The following is a 25,994-nucleotide window of genomic DNA, read 5'->3' as shown; positions in this document are numbered from 1 at the left end:
CGCGCGGACGCCGAGCCGGTCGCGAAGCCCCTCACGAAGCGGGCAGCGAAGCCGAAACCGGAGCCGAAACCGGAGCCGGAGCCGGACGCCGCACCCGAGCACACCCCGGAGCCGGCGCCGGACGCCGCGCCCGCGCCCGGTGGCGCGACCGCCGGCACGGACACCGCCGAGACCACCGAGACCACCGAGACCACCCGGACCACCGACACCGAGGACACGAAGGGGGCGGACGATGCGATCGCCGAAGCTGGCCGCGCTTGAGCTGAAGCGGTTCGGGCGGGGGAAGCTGCCCAGGGCCGCGCTCGTCGCACTGCTCCTGCTGCCGCTGCTCTACGGCGCCCTGTACCTGTGGTCCTTCTGGGATCCGTACAGCCGGCTCGACAAGGTGCCCGTCGCCCTCGTCAACGCCGACCAGGGCGCCACCGTCGACGGCAAGCGCGTGGACGCGGGTGCCGAGATCACCAGGAAGCTGCACGACAGCAAGACCTTCGACTGGCGCGAGGTCAGCGCGAAGGAGGCGGCCGAGGGGCTGGAGGACGGCACGTACTACCTCTCCCTCACCATGCCCGCCGACTTCAGCGCGAAGATCGCCTCCAGCTCCGGTGACGACCCCACCACCGGCGCCCTCCAGGTCCGCACGAACGACGCGAACAACTACATCGTCGGCTCGATCTCGCGCACCGTCTTCTCCGAGGTCCGCACGGCGGCGTCCACCAACGCCTCCCGCGGGTTCCTCGACAAGATCTTCGTCTCCTTCTCCGACCTGCACGACAAGACCACCGAGGCCGCCGACGGCGCCGACAAGCTCAAGGACGGCGCGGGCAAGGCCCAGAAGGGCGCCAAGGACCTCGCCGACGGCCTGGACACGGCCAAGGAGAAGTCCGGCGAACTCACCGGCGGCATCAAGAAGCTGAACGCCGCGGCCGGTCAGCTCGCGACCGGCGGCAAGGAGATCGCGACCGGCACCCAGACCCTGGCCGACAAGGTCAACGACGCCGCGACCAAGGCCCGTCCCTTCGTCAAGGACCCCAAGAGCCTCGCGGACAGCGCCAAGTTGGTGATGGACACCTCCGTGGTCGTCCAGAACCACCTGGGGAAGTTCGTCGAGAAGGCCCCGGCCGTCGCCGGCGTCACCCAGCGGGCCGCGAACCGCGCCGACGCCTTCCACACCAAGTACTGCCTCACCCCCGGCACGCCCCAGCTGCCGCCGGCCGCCTGCGCCGACGCGAAGATCGCCAAGCAGGACACGGCCGAGGCGGCCCTGCTGGCCGGCGACGTCAGCACCCTCGCCGGCAACTCCAACGGCGACGTGGCCAAGCTGCGCACCCAGCTGAAGGAGCTGGAGAACAAGGCCCGCGAACTCGTGGACAAGGCCCCCGGTCTCGCCGGTGACCTCGACGCGGCGGTCACCAAGGTCAACGCCCTCAACAGCGGCGCCCACAAGGTCGCCGACGGCATGTCCAAGCTGCACTCCGGTCTCGGCACCGCCGCCGGTGGCTCCGGAGCCCTCACCGAGGGCGTCGGCAAGCTCGGCGACGGCGCGCACAACCTCAACGGCGGCATGTTCAAGCTCGTCGACGGAACCGGCGAACTCGCCGGCGGTCTGCACGACGGTGCCGGCAGGATCCCCGACTACGACCAGCAGCAGCGCGACGCCCGCACCCAGGTCATGGCCGACCCGGTCCAGCTCGCCAACCAGTCCCTGCACAAGGCGCCCAACTACGGCACCGGCTTCGCCCCGTACTTCATCCCGCTGTCCCTGTGGGTCGGCGCGATGGTGGCGTACATGCTGATCGCCCCGCTCAACAAGCGGGCCCTCGCCGCCGGGTCCTCGCCCTGGCGGGTCGCCCTCGCGGGCTGGCTGCCCGTGCTCGGCCTCGGCGCCGCGCAGGTGGGCGCGCTGATGTCCGTACTGCACTGGGGACTCGGCCTGGAGATGGCCCGCCCGGCCCTGACCGTCGCCTTCCTCGTCCTGGTCACAGGCTGCTTCGCGTCGATCGTCCAGTGGCTCAACGCCAAGTTCGGCGCGGCCGGCCGCATCCTGGTGCTGGCCGTCCTGATGCTCCAGCTGACCTCGGCGGGCGGCACCTACCCGGTGCAGACCAGCCCGGGGTTCTTCAACGCCATCCACCCGTACCTGCCGATGTCGTACATCGTGGAGAGCCTGCGCCGCCTGATCACCGGCGGCGACCTCACCCCCGTGTGGCAGGGCTGCGCGGTCCTGGCGGCCTTCACGGTCGGCTCCCTGGCCCTCACGGCGCTCGCCGCACGCGGCAAGCAGGTATGGACCATGGACCGACTGCACCCGGAACTGAGCCTGTAAGGAGCTGTTGACCTGTGAGAATCAGCGCCATGGAAAGCAGCAGCGCCGGTACCGGCACGAGGGCGGGAACGGGCCCGGGGGGCGGCCGTCGGGCCGCCACCCGGCAGAAGCTCTACGAGGCCGCCGTCACCCTCATCGCCGAGAAGGGCTTCTCCGCGACCACGGTCGACGAGATCGCGGAGCGGGCCGGAGTCGCCAAGGGCACCGTCTACTACAACTTCGCGAGCAAGACCGAACTCTTCGAGGAGCTGCTCCGGCACGGGGTCGGCCTCCTCACCGCCTCGCTGCGCGACGCCGCCCGCGAGACGGAGGAGCGGGGCGGCAGCCGCGTCGAGGCCCTGGACGGCATGATCCGGGCGGGCCTGGTCTTCATCGACCGCTACCCGGCCTTCACCCAGCTCTACGTCGCCGAACTGTGGCGCACCAACCGGGCCTGGCAGTCCACCCTGATGGTGGTGCGCCAGGAGGCGGTGGCCGTCGTCGAGACGGTGCTGCGCGAGGGCGTCGAACGCGGCGAGCTGAGCGCGGAGATCGACGTGCCGCTCACGGCGGCGGCGCTCGTCGGGATGGTCCTGGTCGCGGCGCTGGACTGGCAGGCGTTCCAGAGCGAACGCTCGCTGGACGACGTGCACTCGGCGCTGTCGCTGCTGCTGCGGGGCCGGGTCAGCGGGAGCCGTTGACCCCCGGTCGGCGGTGCCGCTCGCGGTGGCGGGCGGCGTAGAACTGAGTATCCGTACCTACGGCCAGGGATGAGTACGCGTACGGATGGCTCCGACCTGCGCGAACGGCAGACTGGGAGCGACGGACAGGGGACCTCTCCCCACCGCGGACACGGGGCCGCGGAGGGGAGGGGTCCTCCCTGCCCGGTCGGAAGGAAACGCCGGTGACGCCGGGCTCGGGGGGAACGAGCCCGACGTCACCGGCGTTTTCGCGTCCGGACGGCGGCCTGCTCCGCGCCGGCCTGCTCCGCGCCGGCCGGCCCCGCGGGCCCGGGGAGACCCCGCGGCACCGGGCGGGGCGGGCTTGACCGGCGAGATCCGAAGGAGACGACCTAGCGGCGCAGCGTTCGCGGCCGGCGCGGGAGCGGCAGGCGTGCGGGCAGGCGCGGCAGCGGGATCGCCGCGAGGCGGGCCGAGAGCGCCCAGGAGACCCGTGCCGCCGAGCGGGGCAGGAACAGGGCGCGCAGCCGGGCCCACCGGCCCACCCCCGCGACCAGCGCCACCCGTGCCGCCTCCACGTCCGCGCGCAGGGTCTCGGGCGGCGGCGCGCCGGGCGGGGCGTACAGCGCCCGCTCGACCGCGCCCGCGACCCGGTGCACGGCCTGCTCGGCCTCGCGGTCCAGTCCGCCCAGCACCACGATCCGGGCGGCGGCCTGACGCGGTGACAGCGCCTCGTCGGGCGGGATGCCCACGTCCCAGGCGCAGTCGCCGAGCTCCCGCCACGCGGCCAGGGCCTCGCGCGAGCCCAGCCGCCGCGCACGGACCCGGCGGCGCCACAGCACCGGCACCACCGGCAGGCCGACGAGGACCACCGTGGCGGCGGTCCAGCCCAGCACCGCGCCCACCGACGGACCGTCGGAGCCGGTGGCGGCGCCCTGCTGCGCCACGGCGCCGCCGCACTCGCCGAGCCTCCGGAGCTCCGGCGGGCAGGCGTCGCTGCGCGAGGGCGCCGGCGCCGGGGCGGCCGCCGACTGCGAGGGCAGTGCGGACGGCGCCGACGGCTGCGGGGCCGGGGCCTCGGGGCGGCTGTAGTCCGGCACGCTGATCCCGGAGCGGGGCGTGGGCTCGAAACGGGTCCAGCCCATGCCCTCGAAGTACAGCTCGGGCCAGGCGTGCGCGTCGCGCATGGACACGTTCACGCTGCCGTCCGACTGCTTCTCGCCGGGGGTGAAGCCGACCGCGACCCGCGCCGGGATGCCGAGGGTGCGCGACATCGCCGCCATCGAGAAGGCGAAGTGGACGCAGAAGCCCTCCTTGTCGTTCAGGAAGCGGGCGATGGCCTGCGAACCCGTTCCCGAGGACACCTTGGTGTCGTAGCGGAAGCCGCCGTTGACCGCGAACCAGTCCTGGAGCCGCACCGCCCGCGTGTAGTCGTCCCGCGCGCCCTGCGTGATCTGCCGGGCGGTCTCCGCCACCACGGGTGGCAGGTTGTCCGGCAGCTTCGTGTACTCGGCCCGAACGAACGGGTTCGGCTCGGGCGCCGCCTGGAGCTGCTCCGCCGTGGGCCGCAGCAGCAGGCTCCGTACGGTGTACTGCGCGCCCTGCACGTTCTGGAAGCGGTCCTTGCCCAGCTGGTCCCCGACGAGGGTGCGGCCGGCGGGCTCGTAGCGCCACTTGCCGCCGATGTCGATCTGCGTCGCCGGGTAGGGCATGGGCAGGTAGCGCTGGGCGTAGGTGTCCGCGGCCGAGACGGTGGTGCGGACCTCGACGGCGCCCTCGCGGACCTTGTCGCTGAGCCCCGCCGGGTTCGGCAGCCGCGCGGGCACCTCGGTCAGCGGGCGGCCGGACGCCTCCCACTTGACGCCGTTGAACTCGTCCAGTGCCAGGATCCGCAGGTACTGCTCGCCGAGCTGCGGGCTGTCCGTGCGGTACTTCAGGATCACCCGGTTGTCCTGGGCGTTGAGGCTGCTCTGGAGGGACACCAGCGGGTTCACCGCCGAGATCGTGCCGCCCCCGCCGCCGCCCGCGCTGTCGCGGCCCGCGGCGCCGAGGACCCCGCCGCCGAGCGCCGGCAACACGGTCGGCACGGCCAGGGCCAGCCCCAGCGCGGCCACGCCGATGCGGCGGCCGGTGCGTACGGGGGACACGGCCCGCCCGGCCGCCCCGGAGCCGTAGCCGGAGGCGGCCGAGACCCGGCCGCCGGGGGCACCGCCGAAGACGCGGCCCCACTGGGCGAGCCGGTCGCGTCCCTCGGCCAGCAACAGCAGCAGGTATCCGGCGCCGGCCAGCAGGAAGGCGAACCAGGCGCCGCCCCGACCGGCCGAGAGCCCGGCGGCCACCGAGTACAGCGCGAGCAGCGGCAGCCCGGCGGCCGCGGCCGTCCGCATCGTCACCGCGAGGACGTCCACGAGCAGCCCGATCAGCAGCACGCCGGCCAGCAGCAGCAGCCGGATGCCGTCCGTCAGCGGCGCGGGCGTCGCGAACTCGGAGACGTCCCGCACGCCCTGGCGGAACAGGCCGCCGAAATCGGTGACCAGGAAGGCCAGCGGCCCGCTCCCGGTCGACTCCGCCTTGCCCGCGAACAGCAGGGCGAGGAGCAGCAGGGACACCAGCGCCTGCGCGGCCACGGTCAGCCACCGGGCCAGCGGGATCCGCCGGCCACCGGCCCCCACCAGCGCCTGCGCGCCGAGCAGCGCGGCGGCCTGGAGCAGCCAGCCCGAGGTCTCCACCAGCGGGGCCAGCGACCAGGAGGTCAGCAGCGTCGCCAGCATGCCGAAGAGCGTCACGCGCGCCCGCCCGCTCATCCCCGACCTCCGGAGGTTCCCGTGCCGAGGGGTGCGCTCCCGGCCTGTCGCCACAGTTCGCCGAACGCGGCGCCGGGCGGGACGGCCAGGGCCGTCCAGCCCGCGTCGCGCAGCCTGCGCAGTCGTTCCTCGACCCGCGAGGGCTCGCCGGTCCAGGCCGCGGAGTCCAGTACGAACGCCACGGCGCCCGCGCTGCGCTGCCGCATCCGGGCCGCCATCTCGGTCTGTACGTCGTCCAGGTCGCCGAAGAAGGCGATCAGCAGGCCGTCACCCCCGGGGGAGCCGAGACCGGGGCCGCCGCGCAGGGCCTCGTAGGCGCCGGAGAGGCCCTCGCCGGCGGAGTGGCCGACGATCGCGAGGGTGTCCATCATCAGCCCGGCGGCCTCGGCCGACTCCTGTCCGCCGGATGAGAACCCGCCGGCGCCGTCGCCGGGCACCGAGTCGCCGGTGTCGGTGAGCAGCCGCGCCGAGAACCCCTGTTCCAGGACGTGGAGCAGGGTGGAGGCGGCGGCCGAGACCGCCCACTCGAAGGCGGAGTCGGGGCCCGCGCCCTCGTAGGCGAGGTCGCGGGTGTCCAGCAGGACGGTGGCCTTGCTGCGCTGCGGCTGTTCCTCGCGGCGCACCATCAGCTCGCCGTAGCGGGCGGTGGAGCGCCAGTGGACGCGGCGCAGGTCGTCGCCGCGCCGGTAGCCGCGCGGGATGACGTCGTCGTCGCCGGACAGGGCCAGGGAGCGGCGGCTGCCGTCGCCGTAGCCGCCGGCCTCGCCGGTCATCCGGACCGGGGGCAGGGGCTGGGTGCGCGGGACGACGGTGAGGGTGTCGTAGGAGCTGAAGGAGCGGGTGAGCTCGACCAGCCCGAAGGGGTCGGTCAGGCGCAGCTGGAGCGGGCCCAGCGGGTAGCGGCCGCGCAGGTCGGAGCGGACCCGGTAGGAGACCTCGCGGCGTCCGCCGGCCTCGACCCGGTCGAGGACGAAGCGGGGCCGGGGGCCGAGCACGTAGGGCACCCGGTCCTGGAGCATGAGCAGTCCCGTGGGCATCCGCGAGACGTTCTCCAGCCGCAACCGGACCCGGGCCTCGCCGCCGGCGGGCACCCGCAGCGGGGTGAGCAGGCGGCTGCCGGTGACCCGGTGGCGGGTGAGGTGCAGGGCCAGCACGCACAGCAGCGGCAGGACGACGAGCAGCAGCCCGACGCGCAGCAGCTGGCTCTGGCCCAGGACGTACGCGCACACGGCGGCGGCGGCTCCGGCGGCCAGGAAGGAGCGGCCCCGGGTGGTCAGGCCGGCCAGCGAGGCGCGCAGGCCCCCGGTGTCCCGCACCCGCCCGCCGGCGCCGTGCGGGGCGCCGGCGCCCATCAGAAGCTCCGGGCGGCGGCGCCCGGAGGCATCTCGCCGCGCGCGTGCGCGGCGGGGACCGGGGTGCGCTGGAGGATGTCCTGGACGACCTGTTCGGCGGTGCGCCGGTTGAGCTGGGCCTGGGCGGTGGGCAGCAGGCGGTGCGCGAGGACGGGGGCGGCCAGTTGCTGGACGTCGTCGGGCAGGACGTAGTCCCGGCCGGCCAGCGCGGCGGCGGCCTTCACGGCGCGCAGCAGGTGCAGGGTCGCGCGGGGCGAGGCGCCCAGGCGCAGGTCCGGGTGGTTGCGGGTGGCGCCGACGAGGTCGACCACGTAGCGGCGTACGGGCGCGGCCACGTACACCTCGCGGACGGCCTCGACGAGCTTGACGATGTCGTGGGCGTGCGCGACGGCGGTGAGGTCGTCGAGCGGGGAGAGCCCGCCGTGCACGTCGAGCATCTGGAGCTCGGCCTCGGGGCTGGGGTAGCCGACGGACACCCGGGCCATGAACCGGTCGCGCTGCGCCTCGGGCAGCGGGTAGGTGCCCTCCATCTCCACCGGGTTCTGGGTGGCGACGACCATGAAGGGGCTGGGCAGGACGTAGGTGGTGCCGTCGATGGTGACCTGACGTTCCTCCATCGACTCCAGCAGCGCGGACTGGGTCTTCGGCGAGGCGCGGTTGATCTCGTCGCCGATGACGATCTGCGCGAAGATCGCGCCCGGCTTGAACTCGAACTCGCGGCGCTGCTGGTCGTAGATGCTGACGCCGGTGATGTCGGACGGCAGCAGGTCCGGAGTGAACTGGATGCGCTGGACCGTGCAGTCGATGGACTTGGCGAGCGTCTTGGCGAGCATGGTCTTGCCGACGCCGGGCACGTCCTCGATGAGGAGGTGGCCCTCGGCGAGCAGGACGGTCAGCGCCAGGCGGACGACCTCCGGCTTGCCCTCGATCACGCTCTCGACCGAGTGGCGGACCCGCTCGGCCGTGCTGGTCAGATCCGCGAGGCTCGCTCGGTCGTCATAGGTGGTCACCAGGTTCTCCTCGGCCTTTCCAGGGCCGACGCCGCTGGCGTTTGAACCGGCCCACCCCGAAACACGGACGTCGCCCCGGAGGCTTTCCGGGTGACGTCATCCCCGCATTCTTGACGGCGATCCGGTCCCGTGTCACTCAGGAGACGGGATCGATCTCCCTCAGGAGTCCGGTGTGCACGTCGAAGACGAAGCCTCGCACATCGTCCTTGAAGGGCAGGAAGGGGTTGGTGCGCACGCGCTGCATCGACTGGCGGACGTCCTGGTCGACGTCGCGGAAGGCCTCGACGGCCCAGGCGGGGCGCTGGCCGACCTCGTCCTCCAGCTCGTGCCGGAAGTCCTCGGTCAGGCTTTCGAGGCCACAGCCGGTGTGGTGGATGAGTATCACCGCGCGGGTGCCCAGGGCACGCTGGCTGATGGTGAGGGAGCGGATGGTGTCGTCGGTCACCACGCCGCCCGCGTTGCGGATGGTGTGGCAGTCGCCGAGCTCCAGGCCCAGGGCCTTGTGCAGGTCGAGGCGGGCGTCCATGCAGGCGACGACGGCCACGCGCAGGACCGGACGGGCGTCCATGCCGGGGTCGGTGAACGCGGACGCGTAGCGACGGTTGGCGGCGACGAGTCGGTCGGTGACGGTTTCGCCGGCCGCCTCGGGAGCGGGGTGGGCGGGCGGGGAGGCTGAAGTCGTCATGACGACGACGTTAGTGCGCGCGTCCGGGCGGGGCAGGGGGCGAGGAGCGACAAAGAAGGCCGTCCGCCCTTGTTGTGAGCTGCCCCACAGGGGCCGTACGGGTGCCGCCGATCGGGTGATTCGAGGCTTTCGTCGGTTCGTCGGCGCAGGGGCGCACCGGGCGCGGGGCGGTTCGTTGACCGCGGCGACCGTTGCACTAAAGTGACGCGAACCGGCCGGAGCCCGGCCCTCACCGGCCGTCCCGGACCGTGTGAAACCTGGTAAGACTCCGCGTGCGCGGCGCGGCGTACGCCTGCCGCGCCGTTATCTGAGAGGGCGCTTTGAGTAGCGAGTCCCGACATGTCCCGGTGATGCTCCAGCGGTGCCTGGACCTGTTGGCCCCGGCGCTGGAGAGGCCGGGGGCCGTCGTCGTCGACTGCACCCTCGGCCTCGGCGGCCACAGCGAGGCCCTGCTGACCCGGTTCCCCGAGGCCCACCTGATCGGTCTCGACCGCGACAAGGAGGCCCTGCGGCTCTCCGGCGAACGCCTGGCGCCCTTCGGCGACCGGGCCACCCTGGTCCACGCGATCTACGCCGACCTCGCCGAGGTCCTCGACAACCTGGGTATCCCCACCGTCCAGGGCATCCTCTTCGACCTCGGCGTCTCCTCGATGCAGCTCGACGAGGCCGACCGCGGGTTCGCCTACGCGCAGGACGCGCCCCTGGACATGCGCATGGACCAGTCCACGGGCATCAGCGCGGCCGAGGTGCTCAACACCTACGCCCCGGGAGAGCTGGTCCGCATCCTGCGCCAGTACGGCGAGGAGAAGCAGGCCAAGCGGATCGTGTCGGCGATCGTCCGCGAGCGCGACAAGGAGCCCTTCGACCACAGCGCGCGCCTGGTGGAACTGATCCGCGACGCGCTGCCGCAGGCGGCCAAGCGCACCGGCGGCAACCCCGCCAAGCGGACCTTCCAGGCCCTGCGCATCGAGGTCAACGGCGAGCTGTCCGGCCTGGAGCGGGCCGTCCCGGCGGCCGTGGACCGGATCGCCGTCGGTGGCCGCATCGCGGTCCTGTCGTACCACTCCCTGGAGGACCGCCTGGTCAAGCAGGTCTTCGCGGCCGGCGCCACCTCCACCGCCCCGCCCGGCCTGCCGGTCGTGCCGGAGAAGTACCAGCCGAAGCTGAAGCTGCTGACGCGCGGAGCGGAGCTGCCGACCGAGGAGGAGATCGCCGAGAACCGGCGGGCGGCCCCGGCGCGCTTCCGCGGCGTCGAGCGCATCCGCGAGGCGCGACTGTGACCAAGGCCGGGAAGGTGGCCACGCTGACGCGTGGGCAGGCGGCCCGGCTGGTCCGCGGCGGGCGGGGCCCGGCCCCGGCGGGAGGAGCGGCGCGCATGCCGTTCGTCCTGCTGGTGGTGGCCCTGCTCGGCGGCGGACTGATCAGTCTCCTGCTGCTGAACTCGGCCCTCAACGAGGGCTCCTTCCAGCTGTCGAAGCTGAAGCGGGAGACCACCGCGCTCACGGACGAGGAACAGGCCCTCCAGCGCGACGTCGACGCCTACTCCGCCCCGGACGCCCTCCAGCGCCGGGCGCACGAGCTGGGCCTCGTGCCCGGCGGCAGTCCCGTCTTCATCGGCCCCGACGGCAAGGTCGCGGGCACCGTCTCCACCGCGGAGGCCCCGCCCCCGCCCCCGCCGGTCACCCCGAGCCCGGCCCCCTCGACGTCCGGCGCCGCGCCCGCCGCGCCCGCCGCGTCGGGCGGCGCCACGAGTCCGCCGCCGGCCGCCGCGCAGAGCGCGCCGTCCGGCCAGGCGGGCCCGGCCCCCGGCACCGGCCCGCAGCCCACCCCGACCCCAGGCAGGTGACGTCGTGACCCGGACACCCGAGGGACCCCGCCCCACCCCGCCCCCCGACCGCCCCGCCCCCGCGGCCCCGTACGGCGTCCGTTCCGTTCCCGGAGCCCCCCGGTGAGCCCCAAGGAACCGCCGCGACGGAGGGTGCCCGGCCCGCCGAGGCCGCGGCCCGGCGAGCGTTCCCGCGCCGGGGCCCGTCCGGCCTCGCGCCCCGCGACCCGGCGGCCCGCCGCCGCCCGCGCCCCGCACACCATCCGCCTCGGCAACCCGAAGCCGCGCCTGAGGCTGGTCGGCGTGGGCCTGACCCTGGTCATGCTCGCCTTCGTCGTCCGGCTCCTCCAGGTGCAGGCCGTGGACGCCTCCGCGTACTCCGCCAAGGCCTCCGAGAACCGCTTCGCGAGCCACACCCTGGCCGCCGAGCGCGGTGAGATCACCGACCGCAAGGGCGTCGCCCTGGCCACCAGCGTCGACGCGTACGACATCACCGCCGACCCGAAGATGTTCACCCCGCAGGAGAGCAAGGCCCCGGACGCGCCCGAGCAGGCCGCCGCCCTCCTCGCCCCGATCCTCGGCGTGGACGCCAAGGAGATCGCCGGGCGCCTGAAGACGAAGAACACCCGCTACGTGGTCCTCGCCCGCCGCCAGACCCCCCAGGTCTGGAACCAGATCAAGGACCTCAGGAAGCTCTTCGCCGACAAGGCCGCCGCCGACAAGAGGAACAACGGCCCCGGCGCCAACGTCCTGGCCGGCGTGTTCAACGAGAACAGCAGCAAGCGCGTGTACCCCAACGGGGCCCTCGCCGCCGGGATACTGGGTTACGTCAACGCCGAGGGCAAGGGCGGCGGCGGACTGGAGTCCGCCCTGGACAAGAAGCTCGCCGGCAAGGACGGCGAGCTGACCTACGCCCAGTCCGGCGGCCGGCGTGTCCCCACCGCCGGCTCCAGCGAGAAGCCCGCCGTGCCCGGCGACGACATCGAGCTGACCATCGACCGCGACATCCAGTGGGCGGCGCAGTCCGCCATCACCGAGCAGGTCGAGAAGTCCGGCGCGGACCGGGGCTACGTCATCGTCCAGGACACCCGCACCGGCGAGGTCCTCGCCATGGCCAACGCCCCCGGCTTCGACCCCAACGACCTCACCAAGGCCCGTTCCGCCGCCATGGGCAACGCCGCCCTCCAGGACGTGTACGAGCCCGGCTCCACCGCCAAGGTGATCTCCATGGCCGCCGTCCTGGAGGAGAAGAAGGCCACCCCGGCCACGCACGTCGAGGTCCCCAACCGGCTCCACCGCGGCGACCGCCTCTTCAAGGACGACATCGACCACCCGACCTGGTACCTGACCCTCAACGGGGTCCTCGCCAAGTCCTCCAACATCGGCACCATCCTGGCCACCGGCCAGCTGGGCCCCACCCAGCCCGAGGCCAACAAGGTCCTGTACTCCTACCTGGACAAGTTCGGCGTCGGCCGGCCCAGCGGCCTCGGCTACCCCGGCGAATCCCGCGGCATCCTCGCCAAGCCCGAGGCCTGGTCCACCTCCCAGCAGTACACGATCCCCTTCGGCCAGGGACTGTCGCTCAACGCCATGCAGGCCGCCTCCGTGTACTCCACCATCGCCAACGGCGGAGAACGCGTCACCCCGACCCTGGTCCGCGGCTCCAAGGGACCCGACGGCCGCTTCAACCCGGCGCCCGCCCCCGAACGGACCCGGGTCATCAGCCCGGAGACCGCCAAGACCCTCGCCGAGATGCTCGAATCGGTCGTCGACGACCAGGAGGGCACCGGCACCAAGGCCCGCATCCCCGGCTACCGGGTCGGCGGCAAGACCGGCACGTCCAACCGGGTGGATCCGGCCACCGGCCGCTACAAGGGCTACACCGCCTCCTTCGCCGGCTTCGCACCGGCCGACAACCCGCGCGTCACCGTCTACTGCGCCATCCAGAACCCCACCAAGGGAAGCTACTTCGGCGGCCAGATCTGCGGCCCGATCTACAAGACGGTCATGGAGTTCGCCCTCAAGACCCTCCAGGTCCCGCCCAGCGGAACGGCCCCCGCCGGCCTCCCGGTGACCTACGACGCCGCCCCGCCGCCCGCCGCCCCGAGCGCCGCCCCGCCCGCCGCCCCCGGCGGTGCGCAGCCCGCACCGTGAACCGACCGCCCAGCCAGGAATGCGTGAGGCACCATCAGTGACATCCATCACTCCGAATCCCGGGAACCGATCCGCCGGGGAGGCCCCCGCCGGGCCCTCGCTTCGCGAGCGGCCCACCGCGCCCGGTACGCTCACCGCCGTGCCCCACGCTGATCAGCCCAGAACCGCCCAGAAAGACGCCCCGGCAGCGCCGCCGGGAGCGCCCCGGCCCGCGACCGCCCGCCCGACCCCCCTGGGCGAGCTGGCCGCACTGCTGGGCCTGCCCGACGCGGGCGACGCCCGGATCACCGGCATCACGCACGATTCCCGTGCCGTACGCCCCGGAGACGTGTACGCGGCCCTGCCCGGCGCCCGGTTGCACGGCGCGGACTTCGCCACCCAGGCGGCCGCCCTCGGCGCCGCCGCCGTGCTGACCGATCCGACGGGCGCCGAACGCGCCGCCGCGACCGGCCTGCCGGTGCTCGCCGTCGCCGACCCGCGCGGCCGGATGGGCGAGCTCGCCGCCGCGATCTACGGCCGGCCCGGTGAGGACCTGCTCCAGATCGGCATCACCGGAACCTCCGGCAAGACCACCACCGCCTACCTCGTCGAGGGCGGACTGCGCGCCGCGGGCCGCACCACCGGTCTCATCGGCACGGTCGAGATGCGCATCGGCGACGAGCGCATCAAGTCCGAGCGCACCACCCCCGAGGCCACCGACCTCCAGGCCCTGTTCGCGGTCATGCGCGAGCGTGGCATCGAGGCCGTCGCCATGGAGGTCTCCAGCCACGCCCTCGCGCTCGGTCGGGTCGACGGCTGCGTCTTCGACGTCGCCGTCTTCAACAACCTGAGCCCGGAGCACATGGAGTTCCACTCCGACATGGAGGACTACTTCCAGGCCAAGGCGCAGCTCTTCACCGAGCGCCGCGCCCGCCTCGGCGTGGTCAACCTCGACGACGAGTACGGCCGCCGCCTGGCCAAGGAGGCGTCGATCCCGGTCGTCACCTTCTCCGCCGCGGGCGACCCGGCCGCCGACTGGCGCGCCGAGGACGTGGTCAGCGGCCACATGGACTCGACGCTGACCCTCGTCGGCCCCGAGGGGCAGCGCGTACGGGCCACCGCCCCGCTGCCCGGCCCCTTCAACGTCGCCAACACCGTCGCCGCGATCGTCACCCTCGCCACCGCCGGCCTCGACCCGCAGACCGCCGCCGACGGCGTCGCCGCGGTCCCCGGGGTCCCGGGCCGGCTGGAGCGGGTCGACGCGGGCCAGCCGTACCTGGCCGTCGTGGACTACGCCCACAAGACGGACGCCGTCGAGTCGGTGCTGCGCGCCCTGCGCGAGGTCACCACCGGTCGACTGCACATCGTCCTGGGCTGTGGCGGCGACCGTGACACCACCAAGCGCGCCCCCATGGGCGCCGCGGCCGCCCGGTACGCCGACGTGGCCGTCCTGACCTCCGACAACCCGCGTTCCGAGGACCCCCTCGCGATCCTCGCGGCGATGTTCGAGGGCGCCGTGTCCGTGCCGCCCGCCGAGCGGGGCACCGTCCTCGTCGACGCCGACCGGGCCGCGGCCATCGCCGCCGCGGTCGCGCGCGCCGAGGCCGGGGATACCGTCCTCGTCGCCGGCAAGGGCCACGAGCAGGGCCAGGACACCGGGGGCGTCGTACGCCCCTTCGACGACCGTGCCGTGCTGCGCGAGGCCATCGAGAGCCGGCAGCGCGGCGCCCGACAGGCCGAGGTGCAGCAGTGATCGCCCTTACCCTCGCCGAGATCGCCGACATCACCGGCGGGCGGCCCCACGACATACCGGATCCCTCGGTGCGGATCGGCGGTCCGGTCGTCATCGACTCCCGCCAGGTCGAGCCCGGCAGCCTCTTCGCCGCCTTCGACGGCGAGCACGTCGACGGCCACGACTACGCCGAGCGCGCGGTGGCCGCCGGAGCGGCGGCCGTCCTCGCGGCCCGCCCCGTGGGCGTCCCGGCGATCGTCGTGCCCGACGTGGAGAAGGCGCTCGGCGCCCTCGCCCGCGCCGTCGTCGAACGCCTCGGCACCGACGTGGTGGCCCTGACCGGCTCCGCCGGCAAGACCTCCACCAAGGACCTCATCGCGCAGGTGCTCCAGCACCACGCGCCCACCGTGTGGACGCCCGGCTCGCTCAACAACGAGATCGGGCTCCCGCTGACCGCCCTCAAGGCCACCGCCGAAACCCGGCACCTGGTCCTGGAGATGGGTGCCCGCGGCATCGGCCACATCGCCTACCTCACCGGCCTGACCCCACCGCGGATCGGCCTCGTCCTGAACGTCGGAACCGCCCACATCGGCGAGTTCGGCGGTCGCGAGGCCATCGCGCAGGCCAAGGGAGAACTGGTCGAGGCCCTGCCGACCGAGGCCGAGGGCGGCGTCGCCGTCCTCAACGCGGACGACCTCCTCGTGCGGGCCATGTCCGCCCGCACGAAGGCCCGTACGGTCCTCTTCGGCGAGGCCGAGGACGCCGACGTACGCGCCACCGAGGTGCGGATGACGGCCTCGGGACAGCCCTCCTTCACACTCCACACACCGACCGGGTGCGGCGATGTGACCTTGCGGCTGTACGGTGAGCACCACGTGTCGAACGCGCTCGCCGCGGCGGCCGTCGCCCATGTCCTGGGCATGTCCGCCGAGGAGATCGCCAGCGCGCTCTCCGGAGCGGGCACGCTGTCCCGGTGGCGGATGGAGGTCACCGAGCGGGCGGACGGCGTCACGATCGTCAACGACGCCTACAACGCGAACCCGGAGTCCATGCGGGCCGCCCTGCGCGCACTCGCCGCGATGGGCGGCGCCGCGCAGGCGAAGGGGGGACGGACGTGGGCGGTGCTCGGCCCCATGGCCGAGCTCGGTGACGCGTCGCTGGCGGAGCACGACGCGGTGGGACGGCTTGCCGTCCGGCTCAACGTGAGCAAGCTCGTCGCAGTCGGGGGCAGGGAAGCGTCCTGGCTGCAATTGGGCGCCTATAACGAGGGTTCGTGGGGTGAGGAGTCGGTGCTCGTGTCCGACGCGCAGGCGGCGGTCGACCTGTTGCGCAGTGAACTGCGTCCGGGGGACGTCGTGCTGGTGAAGGCTTCCAGGTCGATCGGCCTGGAGCGGGTCGCGCAGGCGCTGCTCGACAGCGAGGGCGAGGTCGCCGGCCGATGAGGCAGATCCTGTTCGCGGGTGTCATCGGTATGTTCCTCACCGTCATCGGCACCCCGCTTCTGATCAAGCTGCTGGCCCGCAAGGGCTACGGCCAGTTCATCCGCGACGACGGCCCCCGCGGCCACGCCGGGAAGAAGGGCACGCCCACCATGGGCGGCATCTCCTTCATCCTGGCGACGATCATCGCGTACGCCCTGACGAAGGTGATCACGGGCGAGGAGCCGAGCTTCTCGGGCCTGCTCGTCCTGTTCCTGATGGCCGGCATGGGCCTCGTCGGGTACCTGGACGACTACATCAAGATCGTCAAGCGTCGTTCGCTGGGCCTGCGGGCCAAGGCGAAGATGTCCGGCCAGCTGATCGTCGGCATCGCCTTCGCGGTGCTGGCCCTCCAGTTCAAGGACTCGCGGGGACTGACCCCGGCCTCCGACAAGCTGTCGTTCGTCACCGACTTCGGCTGGTCGCTCGGCCCGGTGCTGTTCGTGGTCTGGGCGCTGTTCATGATCCTGGCCATGTCCAACGGCGTGAACCTCACGGACGGTCTGGACGGTCTGGCGACCGGCGCCGCCGTGATGGTCTTCGGCGCCTACACCTTCATCGGTGTCTGGCAGTTCCAGGAGTCCTGCGCCAACGCGGTCGACCTCACCAACCCGAACGCCTGCTTCGAGGTCCGCGACCCGCTCGACCTCGCGGTCGTCGCCTCCGCCCTCATGGGCGCCTGCTTCGGCTTCCTGTGGTGGAACACCTCGCCCGCCAAGATCTTCATGGGTGACACCGGCTCGCTCGCCCTCGGCGGCGCGCTCGCGGGCCTCGCCATCTGCTCCCGCACGGAGTTCCTGATGGCGCTCCTCGGCGGCCTGTTCGTGCTCATCACGATGTCGGTCGTCATCCAGGTCGGCTCCTTCAAGCTGACCGGCAAGCGCGTCTTCCGGATGGCGCCACTCCAGCACCACTTCGAACTCAAGGGCTGGTCCGAGGTCCTCGTCGTGGTCCGCTTCTGGATCATCCAGGGCATGTGCGTGATCGTGGGCCTCGGTCTCTTCTACGCGGGATGGGCAGCAGACAAGTGACCTCCTGGCAGGACAGGAACATCACCGTCGCCGGCCTCGGCGTGAGCGGCATCAGTGCCGCCCGCGCCCTGGCCGGCCTCGGCGCTCGGGTGACCGTCGTCGACAACGGGGACGGCGACGCGCTGCGCGCGCGGTCCGCCGAACTCGACGGGCAGGGCATCGCGGTGCGCCTCGGCCGGCTCGACGACGGACGACGGGCGGGCGAGGTCCTGCCCGAGGGGACCGACCTCGTGGTCACCTCGCCGGGCTGGAAGCCCGACAGCCCCCTGTTCGAGGCCGCCGCCGCGGCCGGCGTGGACGTCGTGGGCGACGTCGAGATCGCCTGGCTGCTGCGGGGCGAGAACGCTGCCCCCTGGCTCGCCATCACCGGCACCAACGGCAAGACCACCACCACGCAGATGCTCGCGTCGATCCTGCGGGCCGCCGGTCTGAGGACCGCGGCCGTCGGCAACATCGGCACCCCGATCATCGACGTGGTCACCGGCGAGGAGACCTACGACGTCCTCGCGGTCGAGCTCTCCAGCTACCAGCTGCACTGGGCGCCCTCCGTGCGCGCCCACTCCGCGGCCGTGCTGAACCTGGCCCCGGACCACCTCGACTGGCACGGCTCCATGGAGGCGTACGCCGCCGACAAGGGCCGCGTCTACGAGGGCAACACGGTCGCCTGCGTCTACAACGTCGCGGACCGGGCCACCGAGGACCTCGTCGTCGAGGCCGACGTCGAGGAGGGCTGCCGTGCCATCGGCTTCACCCTCGGCGCCCCCGGCCCCTCCATGCTCGGCGTGGTCGACGGGATCCTCGTGGACCGCGCCTTCGTGGAGAACCGGCAGAAGAACGCCCAGGAACTCGCGCACGTCGACGACGTCAACCCGCCCGCCCCGCACAACATCGCCAACGCCCTCGCGGCCGCCGCCCTGGCCCGCGCCTTCGGCGTCGAGCCGCGCGCCGTGCGCGACGGGCTGCGCGACTTCCGCCCCGACGCGCACCGCGTCGCGCACGTGGACGTGGTCGACGGGGTCACCTACGTCGACGACTCCAAGGCCACCAACACGCACGCGGCGGAGGCCTCCCTCGCCGCCTTCGAACCGGTGGTCTGGATCGCCGGCGGCCTCGCCAAGGGCGCGACCTTCGACGAGACCGTCCGCAAGGCGGCCGACCGGCTGCGCGGCGTCGTCCTGATGGGCGCCGACCGGGCGCTGATCGCCGAGGCGCTGGCGCGACACGCCCCGAAGGTCCCGGTCGTCGACCTCGAACGGACCGACACTGGGGCGATGCTCGCGGCGGTCCGGGAGGCGGCCCGGCTCGCGGAGCCCGGCGACACGGTCCTGCTGGCACCCGCGTGTGCCTCGATGGACATGTTCGCGAACTACAACGAGCGTGGGGACGCATTCGCCGACGCGGTGCGCGAACTGGCCGCCGAGAGCGCCTAGGTCGATCCAGGGGGTTTCCTCCCCGACCCGGCTGCTCGCCTCGTACGAGTGGAGGGGAAGATCACAGATGCCGGCGAAGCAGGTGCTGCCGGGCAGGCGGCCGTCCGCGGTGGGACCGCGCGGCCGCCCTCGCCCGCCCGCCCCGGGCAAAGGATCCCCGCGGGGCGGGCCGTCGGAGCGGCTGCGGCGCACGCAGCAACGGCTGCGCCGGGCCTGGGACCGCCCCCTCACCGCGTATTACCTGATTTTCGGCAGCTCGCTGCTCATCACCGTGCTCGGCCTGGTGATGGTGTACTCGGCCTCCATGATCAAGGCCCTCCAGCTCGGCCTGGGGGACGCGTACTTCTTCAAGAAGCAGTTCCTGGCCGCCCTGATCGGCGGCGTCCTGCTCATGGCCGCCTCCCGGATGCCGGTCAAGCTCCACCGGGCGCTGTCCTACCCCGTCCTGGCGGGCACCCTGTTCCTGATGGTCCTGGTCCAGGTCCCCGGGATAGGGGTCTCGATCAACGGCAACCAGAATTGGATCTCCCTTGGCGGTCCGTTCATGCTCCAGCCCAGTGAGTTCGGCAAACTGGCGCTGATCCTGTGGGGCGCCGACCTGCTGGCCCGCAAGGGCGACAAGGGGCTGCTGAGCCAGTGGAAGCACCTGCTGGTGCCGCTGGTGCCGGTGGCCTTCCTGCTGCTCGGACTGATCATGCTCGGCGGGGACATGGGCACCGCGATGATCCTCGGAGCCATCCTGTTCGGGCTGTTGTGGCTCGCGGGGGCGCCGACGAGGATGTTCGTCGGAGTCCTCCTCTTCGCTGGTGTGATCGTCGCACTGCTGATCAAGACCAGCCCGCACCGCATGGACCGACTCGCCTGCCTCGGGGCCACGGAACCGGGCCGGGGCGACCTCTGCTGGCAGGCCGTGCACGGGATCTACGCCCTCGCGTCCGGCGGCTGGTTCGGTTCCGGTCTGGGTGCCAGTGTGGAAAAATGGGGGCAACTGCCCGAAGCCCACACGGACTTCATCTTTGCCATCACCGGTGAGGAACTGGGTCTGGCAGGGACGCTGTCGGTGCTCGCCCTGTTCGCGGCCCTAGGCTATGCGGGTATCCGCGTGGCCGGACGCACGGAGGACTCCTTCGTACGGTATGCCGCGGGAGGCGTGACCACCTGGATCACGGCACAGGCCGTGATCAACATCGGTGCGGTGCTCGGTCTGCTGCCGATCGCAGGGGTTCCCCTCCCGCTGTTCTCCTACGGGGGGTCCGCCCTGCTCCCGACCATGTTCGCGGTCGGACTGCTCATCGCCTTCGCGCGGGAGGAGCCGGCGGCGCGAGCGGCGCTCGCGATGCGCCGGCCGAAGTCCGGCCGACCGCGGAGCGGGCCGATATGGAAGTCGATGAGACGGCGCGTCAAGAAGCGTCCGTCCGGAGAGCGGTGAATTTCGGTGCATGTCGTACTCGCCGGTGGGGGGACCGCCGGCCACATCGAGCCGGCGCTCGCCCTCGCGGATGCCCTGCGCAGGCAGGACCCGACCGTGGGCATCACCGCCCTCGGCACGGAACGCGGCCTTGAGACCCGTCTGGTGCCCGAACGCGGCTACGAACTGGGACTGATCCCCGCCGTACCGCTGCCCCGCAAGCCCACGCCCGAACTCATCACCGTCCCCGGGCGCCTGCGCGGCACGATCAAGGCCGCCGAGGAGATCCTCACGCGCACCAAGGCCGACTGCGTCGTCGGCTTCGGCGGCTACGTGGCCCTGCCCGGCTACCTGGCCGCCAAGCGGCTCGGGGTACCGATCATCGTCCACGAGGCCAACGCCCGGCCCGGACTGGCCAACAAGATCGGCTCCCGCTACGCGCACGCCGTCGCGGTCTCCACCCCGGACAGCAAGCTGCGCGGGGCCCGCTACGTCGGCATCCCGCTGCGCCGCTCGATCTCCACCCTCGACCGGGCCGCCGTCCGCCCCGAGGCGCGCGCCGCCTTCGGCCTGGACCCCAATCTGCCGACGCTGCTCGTCTCCGGCGGCTCGCAGGGCGCCCGCCGCCTCAACGAGACGATCCAGCAGGTCGCCCCGGTCCTCCAGCGCTCCGGGATCCAGATCCTGCACGCGGTCGGCCCGAAGAACGAACTGCCGCGTGTCGACAACATGCCCGGGATGCCGCCCTACGTCCCGGTACCGTACGTGGACCGGATGGACCTCGCGTACGCCGCCGCCGACATGATGCTGTGCCGCGCGGGCGCGATGACCGTCGCCGAACTCTCCGCCGTCGGACTGCCGGCCGCCTACGTACCGCTGCCCATCGGCAACGGCGAACAGCGGCTCAACGCCCAGCCGGTGGTCAAGGCCGGCGGCGGCCTGCTCGTCGACGACGCGGAGCTGAACCCCGACTGGGTGCTCGGCCAGATCCTCCCGGTGCTGTCCGACCCGCACCGCCTGTACGAGATGTCCCGCGCGGCCTCCGAGTTCGGCCGCCGGGACGCCGACGACCTGCTCGTCGGCCTGGTCCACGAGGCGGTCGCGGCGAGCAGGGCCCGCTGACCACAGACCCAGGAGGCACAGGAGTGGCCGGAGCGACGACGGCACGACCCGGCACGCCCGGCAACGCGGGCCGGGGCAAAGGCGGTCAGGGCGCGCCGAAAGCGCCCAAGCCGCCCAAGCCGACCAGGCGACCCGGGTCGTCCGAGCGCTCCGGCCCCCGGGGACCCGGCCGCGTCCGTTCGCGCCGGGTCCTCGCCCTGGGCGTCCTGGCCGCCGCGGTGCTCCTCGCCGGCGGCGGCACCTGGGTGCTCTACGGCTCCTCCTGGCTCCGCGTCGAGAAGGTCACGACCTCCGGCACCGAGGTGCTCACCCCCGAGCAGGTCCTCACCGCCGCGGCCGTGCCCGTCGGCGCGCCCCTGGTCGGCGTCGACACCGACGAGATCGCGGCCCGGCTGCGCGGCCGGCTGCCCCGCATCGATTCGGTCGAAGTGGTCCGCACCTGGCCGCACGCAATCGGGCTGAAAGTGACGGAACGCAAACCCGTCCTGCTCATCAGGAAGGACGCGGACTTCGTCGAAGTGGACGCGTCCGGTGTGCGATTCGACACGGTGGCGAAGGCCCCGGCGGGCGTTCCGGTCCTCGAACTGGCCGCGGAGCACGCGCCGAGCGCCCGACGTTTCGACGAGGAACGGCTCCTGCGGGAGGCCGTCGGCATCGCCGGCGCGCTGCCCGCGGCCGTCGCCAAGGAGACCTTGCAGGTCAAGGTGCGGTCGTACGATTCGGTCGTACTGGAGCTGACCAAGGGCCGCAGTGTGGTGTGGGGGAGCGGCGAACTGGGGGAGGCGAAGGGGCGTGCGCTGACCGCTTTGTTGAAGGCCGCGCCCAAGGGTGAACGCTTCGACGTGAGCGTTCCCACCGCCCCTGCGGTGTCCGGGAGTTGACGTCGGGTCCAACACCGACGCACCCTGGTTGGCCACCGATACGGGTGATCACATAGGGTGAAAAGAAAAACGGGAGGTTCGGCGTGTTCGTTGAACACGCGCTACTTGTCGACTTAGTGTCCTGTTCGGAAGAGTCCAGAGAACAGACATACCCCTAACCCTAAACTTCAGGGTGAGGGTTCGGGTCGGCGCGTACGGACCGTCCCATTTTCGGCATCAGTCGTCGCAACGCAGGCCCGCGAGGCGGCGACACGTAACTCGAGGCGAGAGGCCTTCGACGTGGCAGCACCGCAGAACTACCTCGCAGTCATCAAGGTCATCGGTGTCGGCGGCGGTGGTGTCAATGCCATCAACCGAATGATCGAGGTCGGTCTCAAGGGCGTCGAGTTCATCGCCATCAACACGGACGCCCAGGCGCTGTTGATGAGCGACGCCGACGTCAAGCTCGACGTCGGTCGGGAACTGACCCGCGGCCTCGGCGCCGGCGCCAACCCGGCCGTCGGTCGCAAGGCGGCAGAGGACCACCGCGAGGAGATCGAGGAGGTCCTCAAGGGGGCCGACATGGTCTTCGTCACCGCCGGTGAGGGCGGCGGCACCGGCACCGGCGGCGCACCCGTCGTCGCCAACATCGCGCGCTCGCTGGGCGCCCTGACGATCGGTGTGGTCACCCGACCGTTCACCTTCGAGGGCCGGCGCCGCGCGAACCAGGCGGAGGACGGCATCGCCGAACTCCGCGAAGAGGTCGACACCCTCATCGTCATCCCCAACGACCGACTGCTGTCCATCTCGGACCGCCAGGTCTCCGTCCTCGACGCCTTCAAGTCGGCGGACCAGGTCCTGCTGTCGGGCGTCCAGGGCATCACGGACCTCATCACCACCCCGGGTCTGATCAACCTCGACTTCGCCGACGTCAAGTCCGTGATGTCCGAGGCCGGCTCGGCCCTGATGGGCATCGGCTCCGCCCGCGGCGACGACCGCGCGGTGGCCGCCGCCGAGATGGCCATCTCCTCCCCGCTGCTGGAGGCGTCCATCGACGGCGCCCGCGGTGTGCTCCTGTCCATCTCCGGTGGCTCGGACCTCGGTCTCTTCGAGATCAACGAGGCCGCGCAGCTGGTGAGCGAGGCCGCGCACCCCGAGGCGAACATCATCTTCGGCGCCGTCATCGACGACGCGCTCGGCGACGAGGTACGGGTCACCGTCATCGCCGCCGGCTTCGACGGCGGACAGCCCCCGGCCCGCCGGGACAACGTCATCGGCGCCGCGTCCACCAAGCGCGAGGAGCCGGCCCCGGCTCCCGTCCGCGCCCCGGAGCCGGTCCGCCCGGCCTTCGGCGGACTCGGCACCGTTCCCCCGCGCGAAGAGCCCCCGGCTCCCGTGGAGATCCCGGTCGAGGCCCCGGCCCCCGCGCCGCAGGTCCCGACGGCCAGGCCCTACCAGGACAGCCCGGCCGAAGAACTGGATGTTCCGGACTTCTTGAAGTGACACTGGGGCAGCACATCGAGAACGGCGCCCACTTCGCCTTCACCGACCGGTGGGGCGGGGTGAGCGCCGTTCCGTACGAGGAGCTCAATCTCGGCGGCGCGGTCGGAGACGACCCGGCCGCCGTTCGCGCGAACCGGGAGACCGCCGCGCGGGAGCTGGGCGTGGACCCGGCCCGCGTCGTGTGGATGAACCAGGTGCACGGGCGGGACGTCGCGGTGGTGGACGGCCCCTGGGTCGAGGGCGAGGCGATCCCCTCGGTGGACGCGGTGGTGACCGCCCGTCGGGGTCTCGCCCTCGCCGTGCTCACCGCCGACTGCACGCCGGTCCTGCTGGCCGACCCCGTCGCCGGGGTCGTCGGCGCCGCCCACGCCGGGCGGCCCGGACTGGTCGCGGGGGTCGTACCCGCGGCGGTCGAGGCGATGGTGGCCCTCGGGGCCGACCCCGCGCGCATGGTCGCCCGTACCGGACCGGCCGTCTGCGGTCGGTGCTACGAGGTGCCGGAGGAGATGCGCGAGGCCGTCGCCGCCGTGGTTCCGGCCGCGCGGGCCGAGACCTCCTGGGGGACGCCGGCCGTCGACGTGGTCGCCGGGGTGCACGCGCAGTTGGCGGAGGCGGGGGTGGTGGACCGCCACCGTTCCCCGGTCTGCACACTGGAGTCCCGGGACCACTACTCGTACCGCCGCGACCGGGTGACCGGGCGGCTCGCCGGATATGTCTGGTTGGACTAGAGAATGACAGATCGTAAGTCGGAGCTCGCCGAGAACCTCGCGCGGGTGGAGGAGCGGATCGCCTCCGCCTGCGCCGCCGCGGGGCGGGGTCGGGAGGAGGTGACCCTCATCGTGGTCACCAAGACCTACCCGGCGAGTGACGTACGACTGCTGGCGGAGCTGGGCGTCCGTCATGTTGCGGAGAACCGTGACCAGGACGCCGCCCCCAAGGCAGCGGCCTGCGCGGACCTGCCGCTCGACTGGCACTTCGTGGGCCAGTTGCAGACGAACAAAGTCCGTTCCGTGGCGGGATACGCGCACGTGGTGCAGTCGGTCGATCGACCGAAGCTCGTCACGGCGCTCTCCGCGGCGGCGACGGACCGCGGGCGCGAGCTCGGGGTCCTGGTGCAGATCGCCCTCGACGCCGAGTCGGGCGAGCGGGGGACCCGCGGAGGCGCGGCGCCGGACCTGCTGCCGGAGTTGGCGGACCTCGTGGCCGCCGCCCCGGGGCTGCGGATCGAGGGTCTCATGACCGTCGCCCCGCTGTCCGGTCCGTACGCGGGACGCGAACAGGCGGCCTTCGAGCGGCTGGTGGAATTGTCATCCGGCCTGCGCGGGGACCATCCGACTGCCACGATGGTCTCGGCCGGAATGAGCGGGGACCTGGAACAGGCGGTGCGGGCGGGTGCGACACATGTACGCGTCGGCACTGCGGTACTCGGCGCGAGACCCCGGCTCGGGTAACGTCGCGAAGAAAGTCGGACCACAGCAGAAAATATGGTCATTTCCGCAGATGAGCGGACAGACCACGTGGATCGCAGGCAGTTGGTGACTTCGGTGACCCAGCGACTTCGCTGACGCGGCGACACCTGTGACAGGGCGATCCACCACAGAGCGGAGGACTCGGAGAATGGCCGGCGCGATGCGCAAGATGGCGGTCTACCTCGGCCTCGTGGAGGACGACCGGTACGACAACCCGGGGTACGACCCCGATGACGAGTTCGAACCCGAGCCGGAGCCGGAGCGCCCCCGGGAGAGGGATCGTCGACAGCAGCCGGTGCACCAAGCGCCCGTAACGGACGAACCGGTACGAGTCGTACAGCCGCCGGCTCCGCGGGAACCCCTCCCAATTCCGTCAGAAAACGGACGTCCCGCGCGAATTGCCCCCGTGGCATCCATCACACCTGACCGCACCAACCTGGAGAAGAACGCCCCCGTGATCATGCCCAAGGTCGTCTCCGAGCGGGAGCCGTACCGCATCACGACACTGCACCCCCGGACCTACAACGAGGCCCGTACCATCGGGGAACACTTCCGTGAGGGCACTCCGGTGATCATGAATCTCACGGAGATGGACGACACCGACGCGAAGCGTCTGGTCGACTTCGCCGCCGGCCTCGTCTTCGGTCTGCACGGCAGCATTGAACGCGTGACACAGAAGGTGTTCCTGCTGTCGCCTGCTAACGTCGATGTCACGGCGGAGGACAAGGCCCGCATCGCGGAGGGCGGGTTCTTCAACCAAAGCTAGACCGATCCGTCAGATACGGGACCGGGAACAGAGCGGAAAACGGGGAGAGGGAAGCGCGGGATGGGCGTCGCACTGCAAGTGGTCTACATCGCGCTGATGTGCTTCCTGATCGTGCTGATCTTCCGACTGGTCATGGACTACGTGTTCCAGTTCGCACGTTCATGGACACCCGGCAAGGCGATGGTGGTCGTCCTGGAGGCCACCTACACTGTCACCGATCCACCGCTCAAGCTTCTTCGGCGGTTCATCCCGCCGTTGCGTCTCGGGGGCGTGGCACTCGACCTGTCCTTCTTCGTTCTGATGATCATCGTTTACATCCTCATCAGTTTCGTGAGCACCGCTGCGAGAAGCGTGTGAACGATGTGCTCCCCACACGCGCGGGGATGCTCCAGGTCTTGCCGACT

The 25,994-nt window shown here is 72.3% G+C and carries 21 protein-coding genes; 17 read left to right on the top strand and 4 right to left on the bottom strand.

All coding sequences use genetic code 11. From position 1 onward, the window contains the following. Positions 1-232 precede the first annotated feature (232 nt). Entirely contained in the window at positions 233-2,323 is a 2,091-nt protein-coding gene (locus tag ACZ6ZI_RS01150; protein WP_469514194.1) for a YhgE/Pip family protein, read from the top strand. A 29-nt stretch (positions 2,324-2,352) separates the two neighbouring features. Continuing rightward, positions 2,353-3,003: a TetR/AcrR family transcriptional regulator gene (locus ACZ6ZI_RS01145; protein WP_469514191.1), complete on the top strand. Its 651-nt coding sequence runs from the start codon at positions 2,353-2,355 to the stop codon at positions 3,001-3,003. A 371-nt stretch (positions 3,004-3,374) separates the two neighbouring features. Here the strand turns inward: ACZ6ZI_RS01145 and ACZ6ZI_RS01140 are convergent, their stop codons facing one another. The 4 genes from ACZ6ZI_RS01140 to ACZ6ZI_RS01125 form a co-directional block, all read right to left on the bottom strand. Then, positions 3,375-5,786 carry a transglutaminase TgpA family protein gene (locus ACZ6ZI_RS01140; RefSeq protein ID WP_469514188.1) on the bottom strand — a complete coding sequence of 804 codons (2,412 nt, stop codon included), beginning with the start codon at positions 5,784-5,786 and terminating at the stop codon, positions 3,375-3,377. Further along, positions 5,783-7,138 carry a DUF58 domain-containing protein gene (locus tag ACZ6ZI_RS01135; RefSeq protein ID WP_469514185.1) on the bottom strand — a complete coding sequence of 452 codons (1,356 nt, stop codon included), beginning with the start codon at positions 7,136-7,138 and terminating at the stop codon, positions 5,783-5,785. The genes ACZ6ZI_RS01140 and ACZ6ZI_RS01135 overlap by 4 nt, the downstream gene beginning before the upstream one ends. Further along, entirely contained in the window at positions 7,138-8,148 is a 1,011-nt protein-coding gene (locus ACZ6ZI_RS01130; protein ID WP_469514183.1) for an AAA family ATPase, read from the bottom strand. The genes ACZ6ZI_RS01135 and ACZ6ZI_RS01130 overlap by 1 nt, the downstream gene beginning before the upstream one ends. Before the next feature lie 136 nt (positions 8,149-8,284). Beyond that, complete coding sequence (locus tag ACZ6ZI_RS01125) at positions 8,285-8,833, bottom strand: beta-class carbonic anhydrase (protein ID WP_363056797.1); 549 nt, start codon at positions 8,831-8,833, stop codon at positions 8,285-8,287. A 320-nt stretch (positions 8,834-9,153) separates the two neighbouring features. On the opposite strand from ACZ6ZI_RS01125, the gene rsmH reads away from it, so the two are divergent. The 15 genes from rsmH to ACZ6ZI_RS01050 all read left to right on the top strand — a co-directional run bounded on the left by rsmH (position 9,154) and on the right by ACZ6ZI_RS01050 (position 25,947). Further along, the gene (gene rsmH, locus ACZ6ZI_RS01120; RefSeq protein WP_469514179.1) at positions 9,154-10,113 is read left to right on the top strand and encodes a 16S rRNA (cytosine(1402)-N(4))-methyltransferase RsmH; all 960 of its coding nucleotides are present in this window, start codon (positions 9,154-9,156) and stop codon (positions 10,111-10,113) included. Between the two features lie 95 nt (positions 10,114-10,208). Beyond that, positions 10,209-10,679, top strand: a complete 471-nt coding sequence (ftsL, locus tag ACZ6ZI_RS01115) for a cell division protein FtsL (protein WP_469514176.1) — start codon at positions 10,209-10,211, stop codon at positions 10,677-10,679. A gap of 102 nt (positions 10,680-10,781) precedes the next feature. Next, positions 10,782-12,812, top strand: coding sequence for a peptidoglycan D,D-transpeptidase FtsI family protein (locus tag ACZ6ZI_RS01110; RefSeq protein WP_469514174.1), 2,031 nt, complete (start codon positions 10,782-10,784; stop codon positions 12,810-12,812). A 37-nt stretch (positions 12,813-12,849) separates the two neighbouring features. Continuing rightward, on the top strand, positions 12,850-14,544 hold the full coding sequence (locus ACZ6ZI_RS01105) for a UDP-N-acetylmuramoyl-L-alanyl-D-glutamate--2,6-diaminopimelate ligase (RefSeq protein ID WP_469514172.1): 1,695 nt from the start codon (positions 12,850-12,852) through the stop codon (positions 14,542-14,544). Further along, complete coding sequence (locus ACZ6ZI_RS01100; RefSeq protein ID WP_363056787.1) at positions 14,541-15,965, top strand: UDP-N-acetylmuramoyl-tripeptide--D-alanyl-D-alanine ligase; 1,425 nt, start codon at positions 14,541-14,543, stop codon at positions 15,963-15,965. The genes ACZ6ZI_RS01105 and ACZ6ZI_RS01100 overlap by 4 nt, the downstream gene beginning before the upstream one ends. Further along, positions 15,962-17,032, top strand: coding sequence for a phospho-N-acetylmuramoyl-pentapeptide-transferase (mraY, locus tag ACZ6ZI_RS01095; RefSeq protein ID WP_363056786.1), 1,071 nt, complete (start codon positions 15,962-15,964; stop codon positions 17,030-17,032). Before ACZ6ZI_RS01100 ends, mraY begins: the two co-directional genes overlap by 4 nt. Beyond that, positions 17,014-18,462, top strand: coding sequence for a UDP-N-acetylmuramoyl-L-alanine--D-glutamate ligase (gene murD, locus ACZ6ZI_RS01090; RefSeq protein WP_469514168.1), 1,449 nt, complete (start codon positions 17,014-17,016; stop codon positions 18,460-18,462). Before mraY ends, murD begins: the two co-directional genes overlap by 19 nt. A 67-nt stretch (positions 18,463-18,529) precedes the next feature. Then, complete coding sequence (gene ftsW / locus ACZ6ZI_RS01085) at positions 18,530-19,891, top strand: putative lipid II flippase FtsW (protein ID WP_469514163.1); 1,362 nt, start codon at positions 18,530-18,532, stop codon at positions 19,889-19,891. Between the two features lie 6 nt (positions 19,892-19,897). Next, positions 19,898-20,992, top strand: coding sequence for an undecaprenyldiphospho-muramoylpentapeptide beta-N-acetylglucosaminyltransferase (gene murG / locus ACZ6ZI_RS01080; RefSeq protein ID WP_363056780.1), 1,095 nt, complete (start codon positions 19,898-19,900; stop codon positions 20,990-20,992). 23 nt (positions 20,993-21,015) lie between these two features. Continuing rightward, positions 21,016-21,873 carry a cell division protein FtsQ/DivIB gene (locus ACZ6ZI_RS01075; protein WP_469514159.1) on the top strand — a complete coding sequence of 286 codons (858 nt, stop codon included), beginning with the start codon at positions 21,016-21,018 and terminating at the stop codon, positions 21,871-21,873. Positions 21,874-22,152: 279 nt separating this feature from the next. Next, entirely contained in the window at positions 22,153-23,355 is a 1,203-nt protein-coding gene (ftsZ, locus tag ACZ6ZI_RS01070) for a cell division protein FtsZ (RefSeq protein ID WP_363056778.1), read from the top strand. Then, positions 23,352-24,083 carry a peptidoglycan editing factor PgeF gene (gene pgeF, locus ACZ6ZI_RS01065; RefSeq protein WP_469514155.1) on the top strand — a complete coding sequence of 244 codons (732 nt, stop codon included), beginning with the start codon at positions 23,352-23,354 and terminating at the stop codon, positions 24,081-24,083. Before ftsZ ends, pgeF begins: the two co-directional genes overlap by 4 nt. Before the next feature lie 3 nt (positions 24,084-24,086). After that, positions 24,087-24,806, top strand: coding sequence for a YggS family pyridoxal phosphate-dependent enzyme (locus ACZ6ZI_RS01060; RefSeq protein ID WP_469514152.1), 720 nt, complete (start codon positions 24,087-24,089; stop codon positions 24,804-24,806). A 166-nt stretch (positions 24,807-24,972) separates the two neighbouring features. Next, positions 24,973-25,590 (top strand): cell division protein SepF, encoded by a 618-nt coding sequence (locus tag ACZ6ZI_RS01055; protein ID WP_249765630.1) that lies wholly within the window; start codon positions 24,973-24,975, stop codon positions 25,588-25,590. Between the two features lie 60 nt (positions 25,591-25,650). Beyond that, on the top strand, positions 25,651-25,947 hold the full coding sequence (locus ACZ6ZI_RS01050; RefSeq protein ID WP_030155988.1) for a YggT family protein: 297 nt from the start codon (positions 25,651-25,653) through the stop codon (positions 25,945-25,947). The last annotated feature ends 47 nt before the right edge of the window (positions 25,948-25,994 follow it).

The organism is Streptomyces sp. NPDC103540 (assembly GCF_055584445.1).
Note: the sequence above shows the minus strand (reverse complement) of the source record. Positions and strands in the feature narration are given on the sequence as shown.